Origin of the sequence: Kosakonia sp. AG348 (assembly GCF_003337365.1) — a bacterium.
In the GTDB taxonomy this organism is placed as follows: Bacteria; Pseudomonadota; Gammaproteobacteria; order Enterobacterales; family Enterobacteriaceae; genus Kosakonia.
The window spans coordinates 544890-570430 of sequence record NZ_QPJR01000002.1; the positions used below are offsets into that span (position 1 = coordinate 544890).

Consider the following 25541-nt stretch of genomic DNA (forward strand, 5'->3'; position numbering starts at 1 on the left):
CTTCGAGTATACGCATTTTGGCGACTAAAACAGTGAAGGTTGCTGAGGTTCTTCCGCAGAGGACGCTTTGTTTGCGCGCATTTTGCGCTGCAGGCGCTGGCGGCACAAACGCAGCACCTCCTGCTTTTGCGCATCGGTCATTTTTTGCCAGTTAAAACGCTCATCGCGGCTACGCATGCAGCCACGGCAAAAACCGCGCTCATCCGACTGGCAAATACCGCGGCACGGGCTCTGGACGGGGAAAAACTCCAGTTGTTCTGGCACAGTCGTCTCCGGTAATACAGGCAGTTCCCTTTATTGAAGACTGCCTGTCGACAACGCGCAAGGCGAAAAACGTATTGTTCGCCACTTGCAACAGACCGATCGGTCTAGTAGAGTGGCGCGATGAGCAGAAATACCGAACATGACACGCGCGAACATTTACTGGCGACCGGCGAGCAGCTTTGCATGCATCGCGGGTTTACCGGTATGGGCCTGAGCGAATTACTGAAAACGGCGGAAGTGCCAAAAGGCTCTTTCTACCACTATTTTCGCTCTAAAGAGGCGTTCGGCGTGGCGTTGCTTGAGCGTCACTATGCCGCGTATCACCAGCGGCTGGCGGCCCATTTCGCCAGCGGGCCGGGAAACTACCGTGACAGGCTGCTGGCGTATTATCAGGAGACGCTCCGGCAGTTTAGCCAACAGGGAATTATTAGCGGTTGCCTGACGGTGAAACTGTCGGCGGAAGTGTGCGATCTGTCGGAAGACATGCGTTCAGCAATGGACAAAGGCGCGGGCGGCGTTATCGCCCTGCTCGCGGATACGCTGGAAAAAGGGCGTAACGATCGCAGCTTAACGTTTCAGGGGGAAGCACTAACGCAGGCGCAAGTGTTGTACTCCCTGTGGTTAGGTGCCAATTTGCAGGCCAAAATTTCGCGAAGCGCCCTGCCGCTGGAAAGCGCGCTGGCGCATGCAAACAGCATCATTGCAACGCCTGTCTGAGAGCAGGCATTTTTATTTCACTTTTTACTAGTCGACCGGTCTATTCAGGAGTTGTTATGTCCAGTAAATTATTTACGCCGCTGAAAGTGGGCGCTATTACCGTTCCAAACCGCGTTTTTATGGCACCGTTGACGCGACTGCGCAGCATCGAGCCGGGTGATATTCCTACGCCGTTAATGGCGGAATATTATCGTCAGCGCGCCAGCTCCGGCCTGATTATCAGCGAAGCCACGCAAATCTCCGCGCAGGCGAAAGGCTATGCCGGCGCACCGGGTCTGCACAGCGCAGAACAAATTGCGGCATGGCAGAAAATCACCGATGCCGTGCATAGCGAAAACGGCCGTATCGCCGTACAGCTGTGGCACACCGGTCGTATCTCGCACAGCAGTCTGCAACCGGGTGGTGCCGCGCCGGTCGCACCGTCAGCCATCAACGCGGGAACGCGTACCTCTCTGCGTGATGCCAACGGCAACGCCACGCGTGAAGACACCTCCACACCGCGCGCGCTGGAAACCGATGAGATCCCGGGTATCGTTAATGATTTCCGCCAGGCCGTTGCCAATGCGCGCGACGCCGGGTTTGATCTGGTTGAACTGCACTCGGCCCATGGTTATCTGTTGCACCAGTTCCTTTCACCGTCGGCGAACCAGCGTACCGACCAGTACGGCGGCAGCGTGGAAAATCGCGCGCGCCTGGTGCTGGAAGTGGTCGATGCGGTAAGCAAAGAGTGGGACGCAGAGCGCATTGGTATTCGCGTGTCTCCGATCGGTTCTTTCCAGAACATGGATAACGGCCCGAACGAAGAAGCCGATGCGTTATATCTGATCGAGGAACTGGGCAAGCGCGGTATTGCTTACCTGCATATGTCAGAGCCGGACTGGGCCGGCGGTGAACCATACACCGACGCGTTCCGTGAAAAAGTGCGCGCACGTTTCCACGGCCCGATCATTGGTGCAGGTGCCTATACCCCGGAAAAAGCGGAACAATTGATCGAGAAAGGTTTGATTGACGCGGTAGCCTTTGGTCGCGCCTATATCGCCAACCCGGACCTGGTAAAACGTCTGCAACTGAAAGCGGAACTGAACCCACAGCGCCCGGAAAGCTTCTATGGCGGCGGCGCGGAAGGTTACACTGACTACCCTTCTCTGTGATCCTCTGATTGTTCATTGATAGCGGCGGGTCTGCGCCGCTATACTAAAACTGTGTTTCTATTCGGAACGTTAACACATTCATACAAGAGGATATTATGCGCTTACTTCACACCATGCTGCGCGTCGGCAACCTGCAACGCTCCATCGAATTTTATACTAACGTGCTGGGCATGAAGCTGCTGCGTACCAGTGAAAACCCGGAATATAAATATTCGCTGGCTTTCGTTGGCTACGGCCCGGAAAGCGAAGAAGCGGTGATTGAACTGACCTACAACTGGGGCGTGGAAAGCTACGATCTGGGTAATGCTTACGGTCATATCGCGCTGAGCGTGGAAAACGCGGCGCAAGCTTGCGAAGCTATCCGCAACAACGGCGGTAATGTGACGCGTGAAGCGGGTCCGGTTAAAGGTGGAACCACGGTTATCGCCTTCGTTGAAGATCCGGACGGTTACAAAATCGAGCTGATCGAAGAGAAAGACGCCGGTAAAGGCCTGGGTAACTAATCCCCTCCGGGCGCGCTTTGCGCCCGCTGTTTTACATCCCTTCGTAAAATTTGCCATAATGCGCTGCCATTTTCCCGTATCAAGAGATCCTGATGTCCGATAACGCTCAACTGACTGGTCTGTGCGACCGTTTTCGCGGTTTTTACCCTGTGGTAATTGATGTTGAAACCGCCGGGTTTAACGCCAAAACCGACGCGCTGCTGGAAGTCGCCGCCATTACGCTGAAAATGGATGAACAAGGCTGGCTCATGCCCGACAGCACGCTGCATTTCCACGTTGAGCCTTTCGAAGGCGCGAACCTGCAACCCGAAGCGCTGGCCTTTAACGGCATTGATCCGGGCAATCCGCTGCGTGGCGCGGTGAGTGAGCATGACGCCCTGCATGCCATTTTTAAAATAGTGCGCAAAGGCATTAAAGATCAGGGTTGTAACCGCGCGATTATGGTGGCGCACAACGCGACGTTCGATCACAGCTTTATGATGGCCGCTGCGGAACGCGCTTCACTGAAACGCAACCCGTTCCACCCGTTTGTCACTTTCGATACCGCGTCATTAAGCGGGCTGGCTCTCGGGCAGACGGTGCTGTCAAAAGCGTGTGGCGCAGCGGGCATTGCGTTTGACGCCTCGCAGGCGCACTCCGCACTGTACGATACAGAGCAAACCGCCCTGCTGTTTTGCGAAATCGTCAACCGCTGGAAGCGCCTTGGCGGCTGGCCGTTGCCCATCGCGGATGAAAATCAGGCATAAAAAAAGCGACCGTCAGGTCGCTTTTTTATTGGCAGAAATTACTCTGCGCTCGGCTCGTCTTTATGTTTTGCCGCCGCTTCTTTGATTAGCGTCTGCAATTCGCCGCGTTGATACATTTCAATTACGATATCGCAGCCGCCAACCAGTTCACCTTCAACCCACAGTTGCGGGAAGGTCGGCCAGTTAGCGTATTTCGGCAGTTCTGCGCGAATATCCGGGTTTTGCAGAATGTCTACATAAGCAAAACGTTCACCGCATGCAGAGAGCGCTTGTACCGCCTGGGCGGAGAAACCGCAGCTTGGCAGCTTCGGAGAGCCTTTCATATACAGCAGAATCGGGTTTTCAGCGATCTGGCGCTGGATTTTTTCAAGTGTTGTGCTCATTGTCATGCTTCCTTCAACTTCTTCTACGGCAGATGTTCGCCATTGTAACGGTTCAGAGGGGCATCGGAAAATAACATTTTGTTCACCGTTCATGATTTTATCGTCTGTCGGCAAAAGTTGCCTTAGGAATATGACTTAACTCAACTCGCCATCCCGCTTGCTGCCTAACTCTTGAGCACATAGAAACGTTTTGCTGCTTTTTTTTGCGCTTGTTAACGAAACGAAGCTATAGATGCAAAAACAGTATTAACTTTTGGGGTTTTTATGGATTAGAATCGACGAGTTTTAAAAAACCATTTGCAGGCGTATTAAATGCTTGCCCTAACAGGGGATTGCTCAGTGGCGCGGATACCAAAAGCTTCAATCACGCTCTGTGCTTTGTTGTTCACCACGATTTCTTTCACGCCATTAGCGAGTGCCTCTGAACAGGCGCGAGCGTCGGCCGTGCAAAAATCGCATCTGGCGAAAGCATCCGAACGTAAGAAAAAAAATACATCACAAAAGACACCAAAGAAAAACAGTCGCAGCCCGGCAGAAAAAACCACCAGCAAAAAAACAACGGAGAGTAAAAAAGCTCCGGCAAACAAAAAAGTTACTACCAGCAAAAAAGCCAGCAAAATCACCTCGCGTCGTAATACATCCAGCCCGCTAAAAACCACCGCCGTCACCTGGACTGAGAAATGTACGCCGCGCAAAGGCCACAAGCCGCATTGTGTGAAGGTTAAAAGCACTAACGCCATCGCCGATGTGCATAAAGTTCGCATTCAAAAAGCACAAAAAACCGCCATGTCCAAGCTGATGAATCAGATTGGCAAGCCTTATCACTGGGGCGGCACCTCACCAAGCACCGGTTTCGATTGCAGCGGTCTGGTCTATTACGCATATAAGGATCTGGTGAAATTCCGTATTCCGCGTACCGCCAATGAAATGTATCACCTGCGCGATGCATCGCCGGTGAATGTGGCGGAACTGGAGAGCGGCGATCTGGTGTTCTTCCGTACCCAGGGCCGTGGTACCGCCGATCACGTGGGCGTGTACGTCGGTAATGGTAAATTCATTCAGTCTCCGCGTAGCGGCCAGGACATTCAGGTTACATCGCTGAGTGAAGATTACTGGCAGCGCCATTATGTTGGCGCGCGTCGCGTCGTGACGCCGAAAACTATTCGCTAACTCCTCACCTGCCGCGCCTGCGGCAGGTAACTCCCTCTTTTGTCTGGCCTTTCGATTTGCTACCCTAATCCGCACATCCAGTAGGGCTATTGGGTGTTATTAAAATAATGAAAGGAGAATAGCAATGTCGTTTGAATTACCTGCATTACCGTATGCAAAAGACGCCCTGGCGCCGCATATCTCAGCCGAAACGCTGGAATACCACTATGGTAAACACCATCAGACGTATGTCACCAACCTCAACAACCTGATCAAAGGCAGCGCTTTTGAAGGTAAATCGCTGGAAGAGATTGTGAAAAATAGCGAAGGTGGCGTGTTCAATAATGCAGCCCAAGTCTGGAACCATACTTTCTACTGGAACTGCCTGGCCCCGAATGCTGGCGGTGAACCGACCGGTGAACTGGCGGCAGCTATCGCCAAATCATTCGGCAGCTTTGCCGAATTCAAAGCGCAATTCACCGATGCTGCGGTTAAAAACTTCGGTGCTGGCTGGACGTGGCTGGTGAAAAAAGCGGATGGCACATTAGCCATTGTTTCAACGTCTAATGCGGGCACTCCGCTGACAAGCGATGCAACCCCGCTGTTAACCGTCGATGTGTGGGAACATGCATATTACATCGATTACCGTAATGCGCGTCCGAACTACCTTGAACATTTCTGGGCGCTGGTAAACTGGTCATTCGTGACCAAAAATTTAGCGGCATAAACGCGGCATAAAACAAAGGAGGGGCTAGCCCCTCCTTTTTTGCATTTGTGCTATTTATTCTGCTGCGGCACAGGCACGTTCTGGCTGAGAGTGACCAGAGAACAGCACCACCAGCAGGCCCAGCCCGGCAATAATCGCCCCCATAACCGGGACGAAATCATAACCCAGCCCAGCGGAAATCACTGCCCCCCCGGCTGCCGCACCCAGCGCGTTACCGAGGTTAAAGGCACCGATATTGACTGAAGATGAAAGGCCCGGTGCTTCATGCGCAACACGCATGACACGCATCTGCAACGGCGGAACCACCGCAAACGTCGCCGCGCCCCACACCACCATGCTGATGGCTGCGCCCACTTCACTGCGCGCCAGGAACGGGATCGCCAGCATGATGGCAATCAGCAGGATCAAAAAACCTTTCAGCGTGCCGGTGACCGAGCGATCCGCCAGTTTGCCGCCAAGATAATTACCAATGGAGAAACCAACGCCAATCAACACCAGCATCGCCGTCACAAAAACGGGAGTGGCATCGGTAATGGTGTGCAGTACCGGCGCAATGTAGGTATACAGCGTGAACATGGCGCCTGCGCCGAGCACGGTGGTCAGCAATGCGGACAACACTTGTGGGCGTACCAGTACCGACAGCTCTTTACGTACGTCCGGGCGCTCACCTGTGCCACCTTTCGGCAGCGAAAAGAACAGGCTCGCCATGGCAATGACACCCAGCCCGGCGGTGGCCATGAACGACATACGCCAGCCAATGGTTTCACCCAGCCAGGTCGCGGCAGGCACACCGCCAATGTTAGCAATGGTCAGCCCCATAAACATGGTTGCCACTGCGCTGGCCTGCTTCTCTTTGGCGACAACACTCGCTGCCACCACCGAGCCAAGACCAAAAAACGCGCCGTGGTTCAGACTGGTGACGATCCGCGCCAGCATTAATGTGGCGTAATCCGGCGCAATCGCCGACAGCACGTTACCGAGCGTAAAAATCGCCATCAAAAAGATCAGGGCATTGCGTCTGCCACGGTGAGACAGCAGCAATGTCATTAACGGCGCACCAACCATCACGCCGATAGCGTAGGCGCTAATCAGCATCCCCGCCGCCGGAATAGAAACATCGACGCCGCGGGCAATAACCGGCAGTAATCCCATCGGGGAAAACTCGGTGGTACCAATGCCGAAGGCGCCAATCGCCAGGGCAAGCAAAGGGAAATTAATTTTCATCTGTGACTCCAAAATAGACATGCCGACTTGCGACCCTGTCGCTGAAGCCAAAAGTATGACAGCTATCACAAAAAACAGAAGTTGGCAGAATGACAAAAGATTATTGCAGAAGTGATAACAATGGCGGGGAAGAAAACCGAGGGAGAAAAGGCTCTCCCTCGCGATAGATCAATGCAGTGCAGCAGTCAGACCGCCGAAAACAATCAGGCTCAGAACGATGACGGTAGTGATTAAAGAATACTTCAGATCGGTGCTCATCAATTTTCCCCTTTTTAATTTCCCCACAAAAAGTGAGATAACGCATTTTTGCACAAATTATCTTAAAAATCTTGCGGGAATTCGCAGGAGAAACGTTTTAATACTTCCCCTTTTGCTCAAGATCAGACAAAATTCGACGCTAAATTTATTAGCGTACCGGCCATTGACTCCCCTCCTGACGTCCAGTGTCGTTTTCCCGGCGTACCGCACCCCCTTTGATGGGTACAGGGTGATTAAAGGCAAACGTTTACCTTAAGTATTATCAGGAGCTTATGATATGGTCTGGAGTGATATCTGATGGCAACGATTAAAGACGTAGCGAAACGAGCAAACGTTTCCACTACAACCGTATCACATGTAATTAACAAAACCCGTTTCGTCGCCGAAGAGACGCGCAACGCTGTGTGGGCGGCGATTAAAGAGTTGCACTATTCCCCCAGCGCCGTCGCCCGCAGCCTGAAAGTGAATCACACAAAATCGATCGGCTTGCTGGCCACCAGCAGTGAAGCGGCCTACTTTGCTGAAATTATCGAAGCCGTAGAGAAAAAGTGCTTCCAGAAGGGTTATACCCTGATCCTCGGCAATGCCTGGAATAGCCTCGAAAAACAGCGTGCTTATCTGTCGATGATGGCGCAAAAGCGCGTTGATGGTTTGCTGGTAATGTGTTCCGAATACCCGGAATCGCTGTTGAGCATGCTGGAAGAGTACCGCCATATTCCGATGGTAGTGATGGACTGGGGCGAAGCGAAGGCCGACTTTACGGATTCCGTTATTGATAACGCCTTTGAAGGCGGTTATATGGCCGGGCGCTACCTTATTGATCGCGGACACCGCGATATTGGCGTGATCCCCGGCCCGCTGGAGCGTAACACTGGCGCGGGCCGTCTGGCCGGCTTTATGAAAGCGATGGAAGAAGCCCTTATCAGCGTGCCGGAAAACTGGATCGTGCAGGGCGATTTCGAGCCGGAATCCGGCTATCGCGCGATGCAGCAAATCCTCAATCAGGCGCATCGCCCTACCGCAGTCTTTTGCGGCGGTGATATTATGGCGATGGGCGCGCTGTGCGCTGCCGATGAGATGGGTTTACGCGTACCGCAGGATATTTCCCTGATTGGTTATGACAACGTACGTAACTCACGCTTCTTCACCCCGGCCCTGACCACGATTCACCAGCCGAAAGATTCGCTGGGAGAAACGGCGTTTACCATGCTGCTTGATCGTATCGTCAACAAGCGCGAAGAGTCGCAGTCTATTGAAGTACATCCGCGTCTGGTTGAACGCCGTTCCGTGGCCGATGGCCCGTTCCGCGACTACCGCCGCTAACCGCTTATTACGGAGCCGTTAATTCGGCTCCCGTAACCACTCGTCATTCAGCGTTTCGCTATCTCCCAGATATTCCAGCAGCCAGTTTAACGCCGGGGACGCCTCATTTTGTTGCCATGTCAGGCAGCACGCCGCATCCGGGAAGGGATTTTCCAGGGTCAGCGCAACCCAGTCACCGCTGTCGAGCCGCGGGCGGGCAAAGTGTGCCGGCACCATTCCCACGCATAACCCTGCCGATAAGCACGCCTCCGACGACGCCCAATCAGGAACAATCACGCGTTTCTGATTATCCAGTAGCCAGGTAATACGTTTCGGCAACGAGCGGGACGTATCTTCCTGGATAAGTGAAGGCCAGTTGCGCAAGGTATCGTCGCTAAGCGGGCCTGCCAGTGACGCCAGCGGATGGCGACTGGAAACCACGCATTTCCAGCTCAGCATTCCCATATCGCGAAACGCATAACGCCCACCGACGGGAATAGCCTGCGTTGCGCCGATCGCCAGCTCCACCCGTCCGTCAGCAAGCGCATCCCAGACACCGTTAAAGACTTCCTGGTAAACCTGCAACTCAACATCACTGAAATGTCGATAGAAATCGACGATCAATTGCCGGGTACGTTCAGGTTTTACGATGTTGTCGACGGCGATCGCCAGTTGCCCGCGCCAGCCGTTGGCGATTTGCTGGCACTGTTGACGGGTGATCTGCATTTTTTTGATAACAGCTCGCCCTTCTTTCAAAAACCAGACTCCGGCAGGCGTAAGCTCAACATCACGATGGCGACGCTCAAACAGCGGAACAGCCAGCCACTCTTCAAGCTGCCGCACGGTATAGCTCACTGCAGAAGGTACACGGTGTAACTCCTGCGCCGCACCGCTAAAACTGCCATTGCGCGCGACAGCATCAACCACTTCCAGCGAATATTCTGACCACATAATCTGCCTGCAAAAAATTTGAAACCACTACGCAAATATTAGCGTTTCACAAGCGCTAATGCACTCCTTACACTCGACAGCCCTGATTACCTGCAATTAAAGAGAAACACTAATGCAACCTGGCAACGGATTTTTAGTCTGGCTCGCGGGATTAAGCGTGCTCGGCTTTTTAGCCACTGATATGTACCTCCCCGCCTTCAGCGCGATACAGCAAGATTTACACACATCGTCTGCGGTGGTTAGCGCGACTTTAAGCCTGTTTCTGGCGGGCTTTGCCATTGCGCAACTGGTATGGGGGCCGCTATCAGATCGCTATGGTCGCAAGCCGGTTTTGCTAGCCGGGCTGGCAATTTTCGCGCTGGGCTGTCTGGGAACATTATGGGTACGTGATGCAACCCTGCTGCTGGTACTGCGCTTTCTCCAGGCGGTCGGCGTCTGCGCCGCGACAGTAAGCTGGCAGGCGCTGGTGACGGATAACTACCCCGCTCATCGCGTCAATCGCATCTTCGCCACTATTATGCCGCTGGTGGGTTTGACGCCGGCACTGGCACCGCTGCTGGGCGCCTGGATCCTTGCGCATTTCAACTGGCAGGCCATTTTCGCCACTTTACTGGCGATAACGTTAATTCTGATGATCCCGGCATGGCGGCTGAAATCACCCGCGCAGAAAAGTGAACACCACGAACAACCGCTGACATTTATGGATCTGCTGCGTGCCCGGGATTATCGCGGGAATGTGATTATCTATGCCGCCTGCTCAGCCAGTTTCTTCGCCTGGCTGACCGGTTCACCGTTTATTCTGCATGAAATGGGTTATGGCCCATCGGTTATTGGCCTCAGTTATGTGCCGCAAACCATCGCCTTTTTGGTGGGCGGTTACGGTTGCCGTGCCGCGTTGCAGAAATGGCAGGGTTCTCGTTTGTTGCCATGGCTGCTGGGGGCGTTCGCGTTAAGTGTCCTCGCCACCTGGGCCGTCGGTTTTATGCCGGCCGTGTCGTTGACCGCGCTGCTCATCCCCTTCTGCTTTATGGCAATGGCCAACGGCGCGATTTACCCTATCGTGGTCGCGCAGGCGCTGCGTCCTTTCCCGCAGGCAACCGGCCGCGCAGCCGCCTTGCAAAATACGCTACAGCTGGGTTTATGTTTTCTGGCAAGCCTGGTGGTCTCATGGCTCATCGCCACACCACTGCTGACGACAACCAGTGTCATGCTGGCAATGGTGCTACTGGTCGCGCTGGGTTATCGCCTTCAGCGCCGCACGCACGATGAATTAGCAGGTAAAAAGGTTGTGGCTTCCTCGTCGCATTAATAGTTGCGCAAGCGACTATCAACAACACAGTGGTTAGCTTGCTACGGGCTTTTTATTGAATCACCCGATTTTGAAGCCTATACTCATTTTCGGCTGTTTGATAAATACGATAAATATTATGCATTAACGGGTACCGGATTGTACCCGTTTACCCATGGAAGGCCTTTCGGCAAGGGTCCTCTCCCTTCCTCTGTTCTACGTCGGATATCAGCCTCACGGTAAAAACCGTGAGATTTCTCACAAGCCCGAAAAAGCGTCTACGCTGTTTGAAGGTTCTGATCACTGCGAGTGATGGAGAAGTTATGAGTTCATCGTGTATAGAAGAAGTTAGCGTACGGGATGACAATTGGTTCCGTATAGCAAACGAACTGCTGGGTCGCGCAGGTATCCGCGTCAACGGTCCCGCAGCGTCAGATATTCAGGTGAAAAATCCTGATTTTTTCAAACGTGTTTTACAGGAAGGCTCGCTCGGACTCGGCGAAAGTTATATGGACGGCTGGTGGGATTGCGCCCGCCTGGACATATTCTTCACCAAAGTCTTACGCGCCGGGCTGGAAAACCAACTTCCGCACCATTTCAAAGATACACTCCGCATTGCCGGAGCAAGATTATTTAATCTGCAAAGTAAAAAAAGGGCCTGGATTGTGGGCAAAGAACATTACGATCTTGGTAATGATCTGTTTACCCGCATGCTGGACCCGCAGATGCAATACTCTTGCGCCTACTGGAAAGACGCTGAAACGCTGGACGATGCACAACGGGCAAAACTGCGGCTTATTGGTGAAAAGCTGCAGTTGAAACCCGGCATGCGCGTGCTGGATATTGGCTGTGGATGGGGTGGTCTGGCGCAGTTTATGGCGCAAAATTACGGCGTCAGTGTGGTTGGCGTGACGATCTCCGCAGAGCAGCAAAAGCTGGCGCAGAAGCGTTGCGAAGGGCTGGATGTCGATATCCGTTTGCAGGATTATCGCGATCTCGACGAGCAATTTGACCGCATTGTTTCCGTTGGCATGTTTGAACATGTCGGGCCAAAAAACTATGCGACCTATTTCCGCGTTGTCGATCGTAACCTGAAACCTGATGGCATTTTTTTACTGCATACCATCGGCTCAAAACGTACCGATCATAATGTGGATCCGTGGATCAACCGCTACATCTTCCCGAATGGTTGTTTGCCTTCTGTGCGCCAGATTGCGGATGCCAGCGAATCACACTTTGTGATGGAAGACTGGCACAATTTCGGCGCGGATTATGACCGTACGTTAATGGCGTGGCATGAGCGTTTTCTTGCCGCCTGGCCGGAAATCGCCGACAACTACTCGGAGCGCTTTAAACGGATGTTCAGCTATTATCTCAATGCCTGCGCGGGGGCGTTTCGTGCGCGGGACATTCAGCTCTGGCAGGTGGTTTTCAGTCGGGGTATTGAACACGGGTTGCGCGTCGCGCGTTAAAAAATAAACCCCGGCATGCCGGGGTTTATTTTTACTCTTCGCTGGCTGCTGCGACAATCGCCGCTTCTTTCGAGGCCAGCACACGCTCCACGGTATCGACAACCGCCTGCGTTTGCGGGTCGATTTCGATATTCACGCGATGCCCCAGTTTTTTCGCGCCAAGCGTCGTACGCTGCAACGTTTCCGGAATTAAATGCACGCAGAAGCGGCTACTGGTGACTTCGCCAACCGTCAGGCTGATCCCGTCAATGCCGATAAAACCTTTGTACAGAATGTATTTCATCAGCGCAGGATCCTGCACTTTGAACCAGATCTGGCGGTTATTTTCCGAGGTGAGAATTTTGACTATTTCGGCGGTGGTCATGATATGACCCGACATTAAGTGACCGCCGATTTCATCGCTGAATTTTGCCGCGCGCTCAACGTTTACCGAGTCGCCCACATTCAGATCGCCGAGGTTGGTGATACGCAGCGTCTCTTTCATTAGATCGAAGCTGATATGGCGGCCGTTAATCGCCGTCACTGTCAGACAGCAACCATTATTGGCAATGGAAGCGCCGGTCTCAATGCCATCCAGCATCGTCTCAGGCAACTCAACAACGTGAGTGCGGAAATTGGGTTTATCATCAATTGACACCAGTTTCGCCGTGCCTTGCACAATACCCGTAAACATACTTACCACTCCTGTTCCATTCATACGGCCATTACCGTGTTCTTTACGCACAATAACAGGTGAAATTTACCCTTGCCAGTTTCAATCGCCCTGCCGCCCTTTTTCCCGCCACTCTGGCAAAAAGATAAGCGTAGCGCCGCATGCTAAAAGATAACTTTGCTTTATGACTGGCATGGCAAAAGCGCGCCATAGCAGGTAATATTTGTACACATGTCGCACCCATCGCTGTGCGGCATCCTTTTTAGCACAAGGAAAAACTCCTTCCTGATTAGTCGTTCCATTCTTCTTATAACTACAAGATAAAGGTGTTCTCGTGCAGAAGTATATGAGAGAAGCGGGTCAGTTACTGGCGCTCGCCGTGCCGGTTATTTTCGCGCAGGTCGCCCAGACAGCCATGGGTTTCGTCGATACGGTAATGGCCGGTGGCTACAGCGCCACGGATATGGCGGCGGTGGCAATCGGGACCTCAATCTGGTTTCCCGCCATTCTGTTCGGCCACGGTCTGCTGCTGGCGATGACGCCGGTGATTGCCCAGTTAAATGGTTCCGGACGTCGCGACAGAATTGCCCATCAGGTTGGCCAGGGGTTCTGGCTGGCGGGCCTGGTTGCGGTGTTGATCATGATTGTGCTGTGGAATGCCGGTCATATTATTTACGCCATGCATAACATCGATCCGCAACTGGCGGATAAAGCCGTGCGTTTTTTACGTGCGTTGATGTGGGGGGCGCCGGGTTATCTCTTTTTCCAGGTGATGCGTAATCAGTGCGAAGGCCTTGCCCGCACGATCCCGGGTATGCTGATGGGGTTTGTCGGCCTGCTGGTGAATATCCCGGTGAACTACATCTTTATTTACGGCCATTTCGGTATGCCCGAACTCGGCGGCGTGGGCTGCGGTGTGGCGACCGCGTCCGTCTATTGGGTGATGTTTATTTGCATGCGCCTGTACGTTAAACGCGCCCGCGCGATGCGTGATATTCAAGCGATGCAACGTTTTGCCAAACCTGACGTCGCGGTGTTAAAACGCCTGACTCAGCTCGGGCTACCCATTGCACTGGCGCTCTTTTTCGAAGTAACGCTGTTTGCCGTGGTGGCGCTGCTCGTTTCGCCGTTAGGCATTGTCGATGTCGCCGGACATCAGATCGCGCTGAATTTCAGTTCCCTGATGTTTGTTTTACCGCTCTCGCTGTCAGCAGCGGTGACCATTCGCGTCGGGTTTCGTCTCGGCCAGGGTTCAACGCTGGATGCGAAAACCTCAGCCCACACGGGGTTGTTGGTCGGCATCTCCATGGCGGCGTTAACGGCGATTTTCACCGCGTTAATGCGTGAACATATCGCGCTGATCTATAACGATAATCCACAGGTCGTGACGCTGGCATCGCACTTGATGTTGCTGGCGGCGATTTACCAAATCTCCGATTCCATTCAGGTGATTGGCAGCGGTATCCTGCGTGGTTATAAAGATACGCGCTCGATCTTTTTTATCACCTTTATTGCTTACTGGGTGCTGGGTTTACCGGTGGGTTACACGCTGGCGTTAACCGATTTAGTGGTCGACAGAATGGGCCCTGCGGGTTTCTGGATGGGCTTTATTATTGGCCTGACCTCGGCGGCAATAATGATGATGCTGCGGATGCGTTACCTGCAACGTCAACCCTCGGCGACCATTTTGCAGCGCGCTGCGCGCTAAAACGTTGGTAGCCGCCCGCTGGCGGCTACTTTCACGACATTTTGCTCAGTTGTTCCGCAATCAGGTGAATTGCGTGAGAAATTTGCCATTTTCCGCTTGCCACATCTCCGGCCTGCCGCTAATATTCGTCCCCGTTGTCAACCACAACATTGCGTTCATAGCTCAGTTGGTTAGAGCACCACCTTGACATGGTGGGGGTCGTTGGTTCGAGTCCAATTGAACGCACCATTCCTTTTCAGTGCGTCCGTAGCTCAGTTGGTTAGAGCACCACCTTGACATGGTGGGGGTCGATGGTTCGAGTCCATTCGGACGCACCATTCTTAGTCATTCTCAGCTTTATCCCTCTTTTTCATCTCAGCATATATTCACCGCCACGCCGACTCTGCGTTAGCGACAGCGATCACGCTACCTTCTCCTAAAGCGCATAAAAAAGCCGCACCTTACGGCACGGCTTTTCGTGTTACCGCCTGGCTATCAGAAGCCGACTTTCAGCGTGATTTGACCGCCGTAGCCGCCAGTGCCTGCGTCATTAATGCTCCGGGTGTAGCCCGCACGCACCCCGAGGGTAACGTTATCGCGGATCTGGCCGTCAATGCCGACATCCAGCGCAGCAGCGGTGCCGTCCTGATCCGGATTGAACGCGACCTCGCTGCCTGCTACGCCTGGTGCGCTGACGTTCAGCGTACCCTTCGAGTCGAAGGTCTGGATGAAGGACGGACGCACCCACCAGCTTACCGGTACCGGTTTGCCAGTCTCTTTCAGCGTCGCGTTGTTGCCCAGACGCAGACCGGCACGCACCTGCTGGCTGTGACCATCGCCGAACTGCACGTCTGCAACGTCATCATTACCATCTTTCAGGTTCACGCCGCGATACTGGTACTGCACCTGCGGTTCCAGTACCAGGCCGCCGCCGATCTCAAACGGCAGACCGGTTTCGAAGGAGCCAACATAGCCCCAGCCGTGAGTTTTCAGACCGTCGCCATCGCGCGGGTTGGTATCGAAGTTGTGACGTGTGCCCTGGGCCACCACATCCATCCACCAGCCGCTCTCATGCACGCCGTTAAGGTAGAGGCCGCCGCTGTAAGCGTCATCACGTACCGTACCGGCTTTCGACTTGTCGTTGCGCTGCACGTCGACGGCAGAAAGCCCCGCCGCACCGTACACCCCAACGGTCCATTCCATGGCAGAAGCCGAACCCTGCCACAGATCGCTACCGATCTGCAGGAAGGTATAGCCGCCTTTACTGTCCGGTGTGTTGCCGTTACGCAGATCGTTGCTGCCATGATCGTGGCTCAGTTGACCGGCCTGGAAACGGGCCCACATGTTGCTACCGCTTTCGGCGGCGGTACGCGCCGCATAGCGACGGGCATCCAGCGAACCGAGCAGCGCACTGTCGTAGTCCATGGCCTGCGCATAGACAGAGCTATAAAGATACGTCGCCGAACGGTAGTTCTGCGGGCCGTTCTCGTTGCCACCGGCTTCAGCAGTCGTCAGATACCAGCTCTGGTCGGCGCTGCCCTGTTGCAGGGTGTAGTTATACGCCCCCGCCTGCAGGCTGCCGCTGAGACTGAAAGCATCATCGGTCGTGGTCGCGCCATTAATGGCATTCACCACCTGGATGCCGTTACCGGTGGTACGTGCACCCAGACCGCCCTGGCTGCGAATGGCGATCCGCGTATTACCGGTGGCGGTGCCGCCGTCCAGCACCAGGCTGTCGCTCACTGCGCTATTACCGTTAAACAGGGTGTTCAGGGTAATGGTGCCGCCATTGCCCACCAGGTTGGTAACCGTCAGGGTTTTCGGAACGAACGTCCCGGTCGGTGCCTGGTAATCGATCGAGCCGCCCAGCGTCAGGTTATTGAGCAGGGAGTCTGCGGTCATCAGCCAGCTTGAACCGGCATCGACGGTCAGGTCGGTCGGGTCGATCATCCCGGTCAGCGTAGTGCCGTTGGTCAACTGCAGCGAGGTGCCGCGCTGGGCGATGATGTCGGTCACGGCATCCAGCCCGCTGAACACCAGCTTACCGCTCTGCAGATAAGTACCGCCCGCCTGATTAAGCGCACCGCTCAGGGTCAGCGTGTTATCACCTTCTTTATACAGCGTACCGCTACCGTTGATGGCCGCGTTAACGGTGTTGGCACTGGTATCAGTGGTGATACGCAGTTCGCCGCTGTTGTTAAGATTGCCGGCAAGCGTAGCGCCGTCGTTGACTTTGGTTATCCCTGTCAGCATCCCGCCTTCGGCGACACTCAGCGTACCGTTCTCGCTTACCACGGTGTTGTTGGCACTGCCGTCAGCGGCAACCGACAGCAGACCGCCGCCTTCCAGCAGCACACTATCGGCAACTTTATTGGCAATGGAGAAGCTGCCAAGTGCGTTGGTACCGTTGAGCGTGGTATCGGTGCCCGCCATCAATGCTGCGCCGCTATTGAGATTGATATTGGTGACCGTTGCGCCATCTTCCAGCGCCAGCACGCCGCCGCGCTCAATCGCCGTCAGATCCGCCGTACCACCGGCGCGCACGAACTGGGCGCCGCCTTTGCTGACGGTCGTGGCAATCGCCGTGCCGCCAAAGGTGACACTCTGGGTACCGTTTTCGCTAACAGTGGACGAGGCGACGGTACCGCCCTGATTGACCACCTGATCGCCAACCACTTTGTTGTCGATAACGATCGCGCCATCATTGACGTTCTGGATCCCGCCCTCACGGATAATGGTCGAGATCACCGTCCCGCCACTATTCACGTTCTGGGTACCGCCATTATTAATGGTGGTGCTGATGGCAGTACCGCCGTTCAGCACGTTCTGGATCCCACCGGCCTGAATGACAGCAAGTATTGATGAACCGCCGCTGAAGATATTCTGGATGCCGCGCTCGTAGATCGCCGTGCGAGTCGCGGTCCCGCCGCGGTAGACGTTCTGCACGGCATTCGCCGAAAGATCGGTATCAACGGCACTGCCGCGCACATTCTGCTGGCTGGAGTTGATCATCGAAGTGTTCACCGCCGTTGCGCCCGCAGCGATGTTCTGCACGGCAAAATCATCCATCAGGTTGTTTTCTGCACGCCCACCGCTGTACAGGTTCTGGATGCTGTTGCGGTTACGGGTATCGGTCACTATCGCGCCGTCGTAAATCCCCTGAACCGCACCATCGCTCAGCACGGTAGAGGTGGCAGAACCCCCGCTATAGATGCGCTGTTCCGCCCGGGTGATCTCCGATCCGGTGGTGGTGCCAAAGACCTCCTGAATGCCGCCATCAATCACCACAGAGACTTCGGCATTGGCATTTTTGTTGACAACCTGACGCCCGCCGTTTTTCACGATGCTGACAATCGAGGTACCGTCAACCACCTGCAGGCCACCATCGACAAAGGTGAAGTCGGTTACGCCGCCGGAGGCAACATTTTGTCTGCCGCCGGTGGAGATGGTGCCACCGTAGGTGTAACCGCCCGCGTTAACGTTCTGCACGCCACCCTTTTCAACGAGAGTTTCGAAGGCCTGCCCGCCGCTACCGATATTCTGCGTACCGCCCAGCAGGCGCGCGGCGAAAGATTTCGCGCCGTTATTGATGTGCTGCTCACCGCCATTCATCACGGTGGAGATCGCCACAGCAGAGTTACTGAGGATCTGCGTCCCGCCGGCATTAATCACGCTCTGGCGTGCCCAGCCATACGGGTCAACGATCTGCGCACCGCCGTTATTAATCACCGCGTCGAACGACTGCCCGTGTACGCGTTGTACGCCACCGCTGTTAATCAGCGTGCCGCTGGCCTGACCGCTCTTGGTCACCAGTTGTACCCCGCCGTCGCTGATGCTGGTACCGGAAGCCGAACCTTCCACCAGTTGCGTACCGCCGCCGAACACCGTACCGTCAGACGCCGCGCCGCCAGCGGAAATGTGTTGCACCCCACCGTTATTGACGATCGAACCGGCAGCGAGGCCGCCGTAGTTGACGATTTGCTGACCGCCGTTATTGATCACGGACGAGATGGCCGTACCGTCTACGCTCTGCACACCACCGCTGTTGATATGGGTGTCGGTGGTTTTACCGCTCCCTGCCACCAGTTGCGTACCGCCATCGTTCACGCTGGCACCGGAGGCAGTACCTTCCACCAGTTGCTTGCCGCCGCCGAAGATGGTGCCGTCAGACGCCGCGCCGCCGAGATTGATGTGCTGCAGACCGCCGCTATTCACCGTGGTGCCTGCCGCCAGACCACCTTTATTCACCAGCTGGATGCCGCCGTTGCGCACCACTGCCGAGGTCGCGTTGCCATCAACGCTCTGCACGCCGCCGCTGTTGATCAGGGTGCCGGTCGCTTTCCCGGTGGTCGTAACGATTTGATAAGCGCCATCGTTCAGGCTGGTACCGGACGCCGTGCCTGCCACCACCTGTTTACCGCCGCCAAAGATAGTGCCATCAGTCGCTGCGCCGCCAAGGTTGATGTGCTGCAGGCCGCCGCTGTGTACAGCAGTACCTGCCGCCAGGCCGCCGTTATTCACCAGCTGGATGCCGCCATCGCGTACCACGGATGAGGTGGCGCTGCCGTCCACGCTCTGCACACCGCCGCTGTTGATTTGCGTACCGGAGGTTTTACCGCTGGCCTGCACGATCTGCTGACCGCCATCGCTGACGCTGGTGCCGGACGCGGTCCCTGCCACCAACTGTTTACCCCCGCCGAAGATAGTGCCATCAGACGCCGCGCCGCCAAGGTTGATATGCTGCAGGCCACCGCTGTTGACGATGGAGCCTGCGGCCAGCCCACCGCTGTTCACCAGTTGCACGCCACCGTTGTTCACCACGGCGGAGGTCGCCGAGCCGTCAACGCGCTGCAGACCGCCACTGTTGATCAGCGCGCCCATGGCAATGCCGCCCACCTGGACGTGCTGAATGCCGCCATCGCCAATAACCGTGTCGCCTGCCATACCCGCGACCTGCTGCGTTCCGCCCAGCAGCGTCGTTTTTGACGCCGCGCCGCCGGCACGCACAATCTGCACACCATCTTTATCGACGCGGGTGTCGTTCGCATGACCGCCGCTGCGGATCAGCTGTTTACCGCCGGTGTAGACGATCGTGCCGTTAGCGGTGCCGTCAACATCCTGGAAACCGCCGTCATAGATTTTGCTGTCGATGGTTTTCCCGGTAACGTGAACCTGTTGCACACCGCCAGAGTCCACCCGGGTGTCGGATGCGGTGCCTTCGACAATCTGGGTACCGCCAAACAGCAGCGCATCCGAGGCAGCGCCGCCTTCGTTGATATGCTGCAGACCACCGGAATTAACCAGCGAGCCTGCGGCAAGCGCGCCGGAGTGGATCAGCTGAACCCCGCTATCGTTGACCACAGCGGAGATCGCCGTGCCGTCTACCGCCTGAGTGCCACCGCTGTTGATGATAGTGTCGGTGGCTTTACCGGTGGCCTGAACAAGCTGGTAGGCACCGTCATTGATGCTGGTGCCGGAGGCCGTACCGGCAACAACTTGCCGCCCGCCGCCAAACACCGTGGTGTCGGACGCTGCACCACCTTCATTGATGTGTTGCAGGCCGCCACTGTTAACGGTCGCGTTATCCGCCAGACCGCCGCTGTTCACCAACTGGATGCCGCCGTCATAAATAACCGATGAGTTAGCTGTGCCATCCACGCGCTGCAGACCGCCCTCGTTGATCAGCGATCCGTTGGCGCTGCCACCGACCTGAACGTGCTGTACGCCGCCGGCACCGATAATGGTATCTGCCGCTACGCCCGCCAGTTGCTGAATCCCGCCCAACAGCGTGGTGAAGGCGGTTGATCCACCTGAGAGTACATTTTGAATCCCGCCGGTGTTAATAACTGCGCTGGTGGCGGCACCGCCGCTGCGGACTTTCTGCAGGCCGCCGTCGTTCACTTCAGCGGAGAAGGAGACGCCGTCCACATCCTGTTTACCGCCGGCGTTCACCACCGCATCACTGCTCATGCCGCTGGCGTGGATCTGCTGCAGACCGCCGTTATTAATGATGGTGCCAGAGGTGGTGCCTTCCACCAGTTGGGTGCCACCGAGCAGAATGGCATCGGATGCTGCACCGCCTTCGCTGATATGTTGCAGACCACCGGTGTTCACCACGCCGCCCGTCGCCAGCCCGCCGCGATTAACCTGCTGCGTCCCGCCAGCATTGACGACAGAAGAGATGGCCTGGCCGTCTACGGTCTGCGTGCCGCGATTGTTGATGATGGTTCCGGTGGATTTGCCGGTTTTCTGCACCAGCTGCGCACCGCCATCGTTGACGCTGGTGCCGGATGCGGTTCCCGCCAGTACCTGGGTGCCGCCGCCAAACACCACGCCGTCAGAAGCTGCCCCGCCCTGATTAATATGCTGAACCCCGCCGCTGTTCACGATGGTGCCCGCCGCCAGCGCGCCGCTATGCACCAGTTGGGTACCGCCGCCGTTGACCACTGCGGAGATAGCGGTGCCGTCTACGGTCTGCGTACCGCGGTTGTTAATGATGGTACCGGTGGCTTTACCGGTTTGCTGAACCAGTTGCGCACCACCGTCGTTGAGGTGCGCACCGGATACCGTGCCGGCCACGACCTGATTGCCGCCGCCAAAGATGGCGGTGTCGGCCGCGGAACCGCCGACGTTAACGTGCTGGACACCCCCGCTGTTTACCGTCGCGTCCTGAGAAAAACCACCGCTATTGATGAGCTGGATGCCGCCGGCGTTAATGACGCCCTGGACGGAGCTGCCGTTAACAGCTTGCACGCCACCTGTGTTAATAATCGTCTGGCTTGCCACGCCGCTTTCCTGCACAGTCTGCACACCACCAACGCCGATAACGGTGCTATTAGCCCTGCCAGCGACCGCCTGCGTGCCGCCGCTGTTAAGCTGCGTGCCCGTTGCCGTCCCGTCCACTTCCACAATCTGTGTCCCATTAGTGACAACGGTACCGGTCGTCTGGCCGTTCTGCCGCACAATCTGCGAACCGCCATCCTGAACACGCGTATCCACGGTCTGCCCGCCCGCCACTATCTGCTTACCACGGGTGCTGATGGTATGATTGGTGGTTAAGCCTCCAGAGCGCACATTCTGAACCCCCTCCTGCACCACCTCATCCCGCGTCGAACCAGTGACGTCCGGGGTAAACGCCATCGCCCCGCTGCTTGCGAACAGGCCACCCACCGCCGCCGAGATCAACACCGCGCCGCCTGCGCGCTTGCCTTTCGCCCGGGTCAGTTCTGAAACCACCACAAACGCCCGCTGAACGTCATTCCATACCAGCCGGTAACTGCAGTTAAGACTTTTTTTCATTTCTGTGTCCTCAAAACCCGTCTCTCATCCGTCAGGCGGCATGTTGATCGGGGTCTGCCAGTGCTGTTGTTTTGATGCCAAAGGGATTGCTTCGCAGGGCAATCAGCCGACGAAGATGACCGATGACCTGCTTACCAGTGATAAAACGTGTGCATTCGTACTGCCGGTCCGTGCCTTTGTGGCGCGGACACCAGAAATAGTCCTGATGGTCAAAATTAAATCGCACGTCATCCCAGCAGCCGTTGCAGACATGGGTGTTGATGACGCGCCAGGGGGTATGAAATTCGCTGTTCGGCAGGCTGAATCCACTGATCAGCACCACCGGAATATGGCAACCCCAGGCAAGCCAGGAGAGACCGCTGCCGAGGCCGATAAAAAATTCGGCGTGTTCCAGCAACGCCACGCGTTCAGCGAGGGGCAGATTGCCGGTGAAATCTTCCGCGCCGTGGGGGATTTTGTTCCAGATGTACCCGCGGCCTACCACGCGCTCTTTGTCGATACACAGCACGCGGTAGCCCTGCGCTTTCAGATAGTCGATCACTTCATGCCAGCCATTGCCGTTGTTCCAGAATTTGGCCTGGCTGGTGGACTGGGTCGCGATGCAAACATAGGGTTCAGCGATACGACGCGCGCTGCGCTGGCGCAGGTCCGGAACGATTTCTGTGGGATCGACGCCGAGAATATGTCCGGCGGTACGGTGCAGACCGACAGCGCGAAAATCAAATGGCTGCTTGTCGAGATCGCCGTGAAAAAAGAGCCCTACGCGCCAGCTGGCGTAAGGCGGCTCACTCACGCCCGGCCCGGCCAGCCACTCTTCGGGGGTAGCACAATTGAGCTGCGGATAGACCGGCTTGAAGAGATCGACGATCGGCTGTGCCATGGTGCAATGAACGTTGCACTGGTACGTCTGCCGAAAGCGTTCAGCGTAAGGCACCCAGCCGATGAGGTCGCCCAGCGTACCGCCGGGAAAGGAGATCAGTACCGTTTTGCCGCGCATATCCAGAGCGTGGTCCAGCACGGGCTCCGGCTGGACGCCGTCCCAGACCCGCAGACGAAACGGCACGTAATATTTTTTTGTGCTGATTACCCAGCCCTGCGCGACATCGTCGGCAAACAGAATATTTCCCGTTTCGTCATCGCTTATTTCTACCCGCCAATTACCAGCTGGCAACAATAACCGGGCACCGTCATTAAAATCGTACAGGATGCCCATCGGTCCCTGCTGGGTCGGAATTTCTGGCGGCGGAATAAAAGCATATCCCTGTCCAGCAACAGCGGAAGTTGTCATCACCCAACCTTCATCATGAGTAAACGCATTAAATAAGGCTGGCAGTAAATAATAAGCAGGCACCAGCCGACCTCCGGAGTTAATAATCCGGAACGAAATTTTTTATAAATTTTTCGGGTCTCATCAAGAGTCGCTTAAGAGTAGTAACAAGGCGTTTTATTGCAAATTCTTTCTAAAAGTTAAAGACCATAATTATCAATAAGTTAGTTTTCTACCACTTTCGCAATTCATTCTGCTTTTTAATAAAAAACAAGCAGTTAACCCTCAACAAAAGCAAGCATTTTAAGATTATCCTTAAAACAAATTTCATGCAAAAACGTGATGTTAATTCAGAAATATAAAATATATTTCCACCCTTTTAAGCAGTACTTCTCGGATATATCCGCCTCGCTGATGCAAAAGAGAGAAGTAAAAAACCCGCCGCCCCGGCGATTATTTAAAAAGCAAACTGGCGCACACTTTTTATTAAATTAATACCCACAACCCCTTGTGCATAAAAAATAAGCAGAAAAATCTTATTGTTTATTTTCCAATCTCAGCAGGCGAGAAAGTAAATAAGCGGAGCCGTAGAAGAGAAATAACGCGGCGTGAGAGTGGTTCAAACTGATGCCATTACGATGGCCAGGCCGCGGGCTGCCTCGGCTACGCAACGGTTGCGCAATTTTGTGATAACGGTTACACAACAAATCAACAATGATGATAAATTCGTATTTTGAAACGGCGTTTTTAATTCCTTTCTGTCGATGTCGACGCTATAATGCCGCCATCCTAATTTGAATGGATTCAGCTGATTGAACTGTAAAACAAATTACTCACATCAATTTTTCCCCGATCTGGCTGAATCTCAGGCACACATTCTTCTGCACGCTTTTTTGATGTCACCTATCCTTAGACTGTGGCATCGCTCTTTTCGCAACACAGGTTTGACTCCGGAGCCGTGCGCTAACCGGAGCGTAAATTCCCAATCCTTCTCAACTCAAACTTAAAGACCAGAACTGTCATGAAAAAGACCAAAATTGTTTGCACCATCGGTCCGAAAACCGAATCCGAAGAGATGCTGGCGAAAATGCTGGACGCTGGCATGAACGTCATGCGTTTAAACTTCTCTCACGGTGACTATGCTGAGCACGGCCAGCGCATCAAAAACCTGCGCAACGTGATGAGCAAAACCGGTAAAAAAGCGGCAATTCTGCTGGACACCAAAGGTCCGGAAATCCGCACCATCAAACTGGAAGGTGGCAACGACGTCTCCCTGAAAGCAGGTCAGACTTTCACCTTCACCACTGACAAATCTGTTGTCGGCAACGCGGATACGGTTGCCGTGACCTACGAAGGTTTCACCAACGATCTGAGCGTTGGCAACACCGTACTGGTAGACGATGGTCTGATCGGTATGGAAGTGACCGAAATCGTTGGCAATAAAGTTATCTGTAAAGTGCTGAACAACGGCGACCTCGGTGAAAACAAAGGCGTTAACCTGCCAGGCGTTTCCATCGCCCTGCCGGCGCTGGCTGAAAAAGATAAGCAAGACCTGATCTTCGGTTGCGAACAAGGCGTCGACTTTGTTGCGGCCTCCTTTATCCGTAAACGTTCTGACGTGGTTGAAATTCGTGAGCACCTGAAAGCTCACGGTGGCGAGAACATCCAGATCATCTCCAAAATTGAAAACCAGGAAGGCCTGAACAACTTCGACGAAATCCTCGAAGCCTCTGACGGCATCATGGTTGCGCGCGGCGACCTGGGCGTAGAAATCCCGGTTGAAGAAGTGATCTTCGCGCAGAAGATGATGATTGAAAAATGTATCCGCGCTCGCAAAGTCGTTATCACTGCGACCCAGATGCTCGACTCCATGATTAAAAACCCGCGTCCGACCCGCGCTGAAGCTGGCGACGTGGCTAACGCCATCCTCGACGGCACCGACGCCGTAATGCTGTCTGGCGAATCCGCTAAAGGGAAATATCCGCTGGAAGCGGTGACCATTATGGCCACCATTTGCGAGCGTACCGATCGCGTGATGACCAGCCGTCTGGATTTCAACAACGACAGCCGTAAACTGCGTATCACGGAAGCGGTTTGCCGTGGCGCTGTTGAAACCGCTGAAAAACTGGAAGCTCCGCTGATTGTTGTTGCGACTCAGGGCGGCAAATCTGCCCGCGCTGTACGTAAATACTTCCCGGATGCCACTATTCTGGCGCTGACCACCAACGAAGTGACCGCGCGTCAGCTGGTGCTGAGCAAAGGCGTTATCCCGCAGCTGGTGAAAGAGATCTCTTCTACAGATGATTTCTACCGTCTGGGTAAAGAAGTGGCGCTGGAAAGCGGCCTGGCAAGCAAAGGCGACGTAGTTGTTATGGTTTCCGGCGCACTGGTTCCGAGCGGCACTACAAACACGGCTTCTGTCCACGTTCTGTAATAATCCCCGGACAATTCAGACTGATTAAAAAAGCGCCCTTGCGGCGCTTTTTTTTATATTCCCGCCC

Annotated in this window: 19 protein-coding genes and 2 tRNA genes; 13 read left to right on the forward strand and 8 right to left on the reverse strand. The window is 55.0% G+C overall.

The genetic code is table 11. The features are described from left to right. Positions 1–24 precede the first annotated feature (24 nt). The gene (locus tag DFO56_RS06335) at positions 25–264 is read right to left on the reverse strand and encodes a DUF1289 domain-containing protein (protein WP_016496290.1); all 240 of its coding nucleotides are present in this window, start codon (positions 262–264) and stop codon (positions 25–27) included. 120 nt (positions 265–384) lie between these two features. Here DFO56_RS06335 and DFO56_RS06340 point away from each other — a divergent pair, with 120 nt between their 5' ends. The 4 genes from DFO56_RS06340 (at position 385) to rnt (ending at position 3381) form a co-directional block, all read left to right on the forward strand. Beyond that, complete coding sequence (locus tag DFO56_RS06340) at positions 385–981, forward strand: TetR/AcrR family transcriptional regulator (protein WP_045511440.1); 597 nt, start codon at positions 385–387, stop codon at positions 979–981. A 56-nt stretch (positions 982–1037) separates the two neighbouring features. Further along, positions 1038–2132: an alkene reductase gene (locus DFO56_RS06345; RefSeq protein ID WP_016496292.1), complete on the forward strand. Its 1095-nt coding sequence runs from the start codon at positions 1038–1040 to the stop codon at positions 2130–2132. Positions 2133–2227: 95 nt separating this feature from the next. After that, complete coding sequence (gloA, locus tag DFO56_RS06350) at positions 2228–2635, forward strand: lactoylglutathione lyase (protein ID WP_016496293.1); 408 nt, start codon at positions 2228–2230, stop codon at positions 2633–2635. A gap of 92 nt (positions 2636–2727) precedes the next feature. Then, positions 2728–3381 carry a ribonuclease T gene (rnt, locus tag DFO56_RS06355; RefSeq protein WP_045511442.1) on the forward strand — a complete coding sequence of 218 codons (654 nt, stop codon included), beginning with the start codon at positions 2728–2730 and terminating at the stop codon, positions 3379–3381. 38 nt (positions 3382–3419) lie between these two features. Here rnt and DFO56_RS06360 read toward each other — a convergent pair whose 3' ends face one another. Next, positions 3420–3764, reverse strand: coding sequence for a Grx4 family monothiol glutaredoxin (locus DFO56_RS06360; protein WP_016496295.1), 345 nt, complete (start codon positions 3762–3764; stop codon positions 3420–3422). A 339-nt stretch (positions 3765–4103) separates the two neighbouring features. On the opposite strand from DFO56_RS06360, the gene DFO56_RS06365 reads away from it, so the two are divergent. Together DFO56_RS06365 and sodB are read left to right on the forward strand one after the other, a co-directional pair. Next, complete coding sequence (locus DFO56_RS06365; protein ID WP_044489372.1) at positions 4104–4934, forward strand: C40 family peptidase; 831 nt, start codon at positions 4104–4106, stop codon at positions 4932–4934. A gap of 124 nt (positions 4935–5058) precedes the next feature. Beyond that, positions 5059–5640, forward strand: coding sequence for a superoxide dismutase [Fe] (gene sodB, locus DFO56_RS06370; protein WP_045511445.1), 582 nt, complete (start codon positions 5059–5061; stop codon positions 5638–5640). A 54-nt stretch (positions 5641–5694) separates the two neighbouring features. Here sodB and DFO56_RS06375 read toward each other — a convergent pair whose 3' ends face one another. Beyond that, the gene (locus DFO56_RS06375) at positions 5695–6864 is read right to left on the reverse strand and encodes an MFS transporter (RefSeq protein WP_044489666.1); all 1170 of its coding nucleotides are present in this window, start codon (positions 6862–6864) and stop codon (positions 5695–5697) included. Between the two features lie 168 nt (positions 6865–7032). Then, a complete protein-coding gene (locus DFO56_RS06380) occupies positions 7033–7122 on the reverse strand; it encodes a YnhF family membrane protein (RefSeq protein ID WP_016496299.1) in 90 nt (29 codons plus the stop codon). Positions 7123–7419: 297 nt separating this feature from the next. Between DFO56_RS06380 and purR the strand changes: the two genes are divergently transcribed. After that, the gene (gene purR / locus DFO56_RS06385; RefSeq protein ID WP_016496300.1) at positions 7420–8445 is read left to right on the forward strand and encodes an HTH-type transcriptional repressor PurR; all 1026 of its coding nucleotides are present in this window, start codon (positions 7420–7422) and stop codon (positions 8443–8445) included. A gap of 18 nt (positions 8446–8463) precedes the next feature. Here the strand turns inward: purR and punR are convergent, their stop codons facing one another. Further along, the gene (gene punR, locus DFO56_RS06390) at positions 8464–9375 is read right to left on the reverse strand and encodes a DNA-binding transcriptional activator PunR (RefSeq protein ID WP_016496301.1); all 912 of its coding nucleotides are present in this window, start codon (positions 9373–9375) and stop codon (positions 8464–8466) included. A gap of 112 nt (positions 9376–9487) precedes the next feature. On the opposite strand from punR, the gene punC reads away from it, so the two are divergent. Together punC and cfa are read left to right on the forward strand one after the other, a co-directional pair. Continuing rightward, entirely contained in the window at positions 9488–10684 is a 1197-nt protein-coding gene (punC, locus tag DFO56_RS06395; protein WP_045511448.1) for a purine nucleoside transporter PunC, read from the forward strand. 302 nt (positions 10685–10986) lie between these two features. Further along, positions 10987–12135 carry a cyclopropane fatty acyl phospholipid synthase gene (cfa, locus tag DFO56_RS06400; RefSeq protein ID WP_045511450.1) on the forward strand — a complete coding sequence of 383 codons (1149 nt, stop codon included), beginning with the start codon at positions 10987–10989 and terminating at the stop codon, positions 12133–12135. Positions 12136–12166: 31 nt separating this feature from the next. Here cfa and DFO56_RS06405 read toward each other — a convergent pair whose 3' ends face one another. Then, a complete protein-coding gene (locus tag DFO56_RS06405) occupies positions 12167–12808 on the reverse strand; it encodes a riboflavin synthase (protein WP_016496304.1) in 642 nt (213 codons plus the stop codon). 313 nt (positions 12809–13121) lie between these two features. On the opposite strand from DFO56_RS06405, the gene mdtK reads away from it, so the two are divergent. The 3 genes from mdtK (at position 13122) to DFO56_RS06420 (ending at position 14812) form a co-directional block, all read left to right on the forward strand. Further along, positions 13122–14495 carry an MdtK family multidrug efflux MATE transporter gene (mdtK, locus tag DFO56_RS06410; RefSeq protein WP_044489373.1) on the forward strand — a complete coding sequence of 458 codons (1374 nt, stop codon included), beginning with the start codon at positions 13122–13124 and terminating at the stop codon, positions 14493–14495. 151 nt (positions 14496–14646) lie between these two features. Continuing rightward, positions 14647–14723 (forward strand) — tRNA-Val (locus DFO56_RS06415). Positions 14724–14735: 12 nt separating this feature from the next. Further along, positions 14736–14812, forward strand: a tRNA-Val gene (locus tag DFO56_RS06420). Positions 14813–14969: 157 nt separating this feature from the next. Here the strand turns inward: DFO56_RS06420 and DFO56_RS06425 are convergent. Beyond that, a complete protein-coding gene (locus tag DFO56_RS06425) occupies positions 14970–21773 on the reverse strand; it encodes an AIDA repeat-containing protein (protein WP_045511454.1) in 6804 nt (2267 codons plus the stop codon). Positions 21774–21804: 31 nt separating this feature from the next. Continuing rightward, positions 21805–23061, reverse strand: coding sequence for an autotransporter strand-loop-strand O-heptosyltransferase (locus DFO56_RS06430; protein ID WP_044489667.1), 1257 nt, complete (start codon positions 23059–23061; stop codon positions 21805–21807). 1000 nt (positions 23062–24061) lie between these two features. On the opposite strand from DFO56_RS06430, the gene pykF reads away from it, so the two are divergent. Then, positions 24062–25474 carry a pyruvate kinase PykF gene (pykF, locus tag DFO56_RS06435; protein ID WP_016496308.1) on the forward strand — a complete coding sequence of 471 codons (1413 nt, stop codon included), beginning with the start codon at positions 24062–24064 and terminating at the stop codon, positions 25472–25474. The last annotated feature ends 67 nt before the right edge of the window (positions 25475–25541 follow it).

What these genes read in the sequence shown, in the direction of transcription:
- DFO56_RS06340 (WP_045511440.1), top strand. Translation starts at nt 385, where the DNA reads ATGAGCAGAAATACCGAACATGACACGCGCGAACATTTACTGGCGACC.
- DFO56_RS06345 (WP_016496292.1), top strand. Translation starts at nt 1,038, where the DNA reads ATGTCCAGTAAATTATTTACGCCGCTGAAAGTGGGCGCTATTACCGTT.
- gloA (WP_016496293.1), top strand. Translation starts at nt 2,228, where the DNA reads ATGCGCTTACTTCACACCATGCTGCGCGTCGGCAACCTGCAACGCTCC.
- rnt (WP_045511442.1), top strand. Translation starts at nt 2,728, where the DNA reads ATGTCCGATAACGCTCAACTGACTGGTCTGTGCGACCGTTTTCGCGGT.
- DFO56_RS06360 (WP_016496295.1), bottom strand. Translation starts at nt 3,764, where the DNA reads ATGAGCACAACACTTGAAAAAATCCAGCGCCAGATCGCTGAAAACCCG.
- sodB (WP_045511445.1), top strand. Translation starts at nt 5,059, where the DNA reads ATGTCGTTTGAATTACCTGCATTACCGTATGCAAAAGACGCCCTGGCG.
- DFO56_RS06375 (WP_044489666.1), bottom strand. Translation starts at nt 6,864, where the DNA reads ATGAAAATTAATTTCCCTTTGCTTGCCCTGGCGATTGGCGCCTTCGGC.
- DFO56_RS06380 (WP_016496299.1), bottom strand. Translation starts at nt 7,122, where the DNA reads ATGAGCACCGATCTGAAGTATTCTTTAATCACTACCGTCATCGTTCTG.
- purR (WP_016496300.1), top strand. Translation starts at nt 7,420, where the DNA reads ATGGCAACGATTAAAGACGTAGCGAAACGAGCAAACGTTTCCACTACA.
- punR (WP_016496301.1), bottom strand. Translation starts at nt 9,375, where the DNA reads ATGTGGTCAGAATATTCGCTGGAAGTGGTTGATGCTGTCGCGCGCAAT.
- punC (WP_045511448.1), top strand. Translation starts at nt 9,488, where the DNA reads ATGCAACCTGGCAACGGATTTTTAGTCTGGCTCGCGGGATTAAGCGTG.
- cfa (WP_045511450.1), top strand. Translation starts at nt 10,987, where the DNA reads ATGAGTTCATCGTGTATAGAAGAAGTTAGCGTACGGGATGACAATTGG.
- DFO56_RS06405 (WP_016496304.1), bottom strand. Translation starts at nt 12,808, where the DNA reads ATGTTTACGGGTATTGTGCAAGGCACGGCGAAACTGGTGTCAATTGAT.
- DFO56_RS06425 (WP_045511454.1), bottom strand. Translation starts at nt 21,773, where the DNA reads ATGAAAAAAAGTCTTAACTGCAGTTACCGGCTGGTATGGAATGACGTT.
- DFO56_RS06430 (WP_044489667.1), bottom strand. Translation starts at nt 23,061, where the DNA reads ATGACAACTTCCGCTGTTGCTGGACAGGGATATGCTTTTATTCCGCCG.
- pykF (WP_016496308.1), top strand. Translation starts at nt 24,062, where the DNA reads ATGAAAAAGACCAAAATTGTTTGCACCATCGGTCCGAAAACCGAATCC.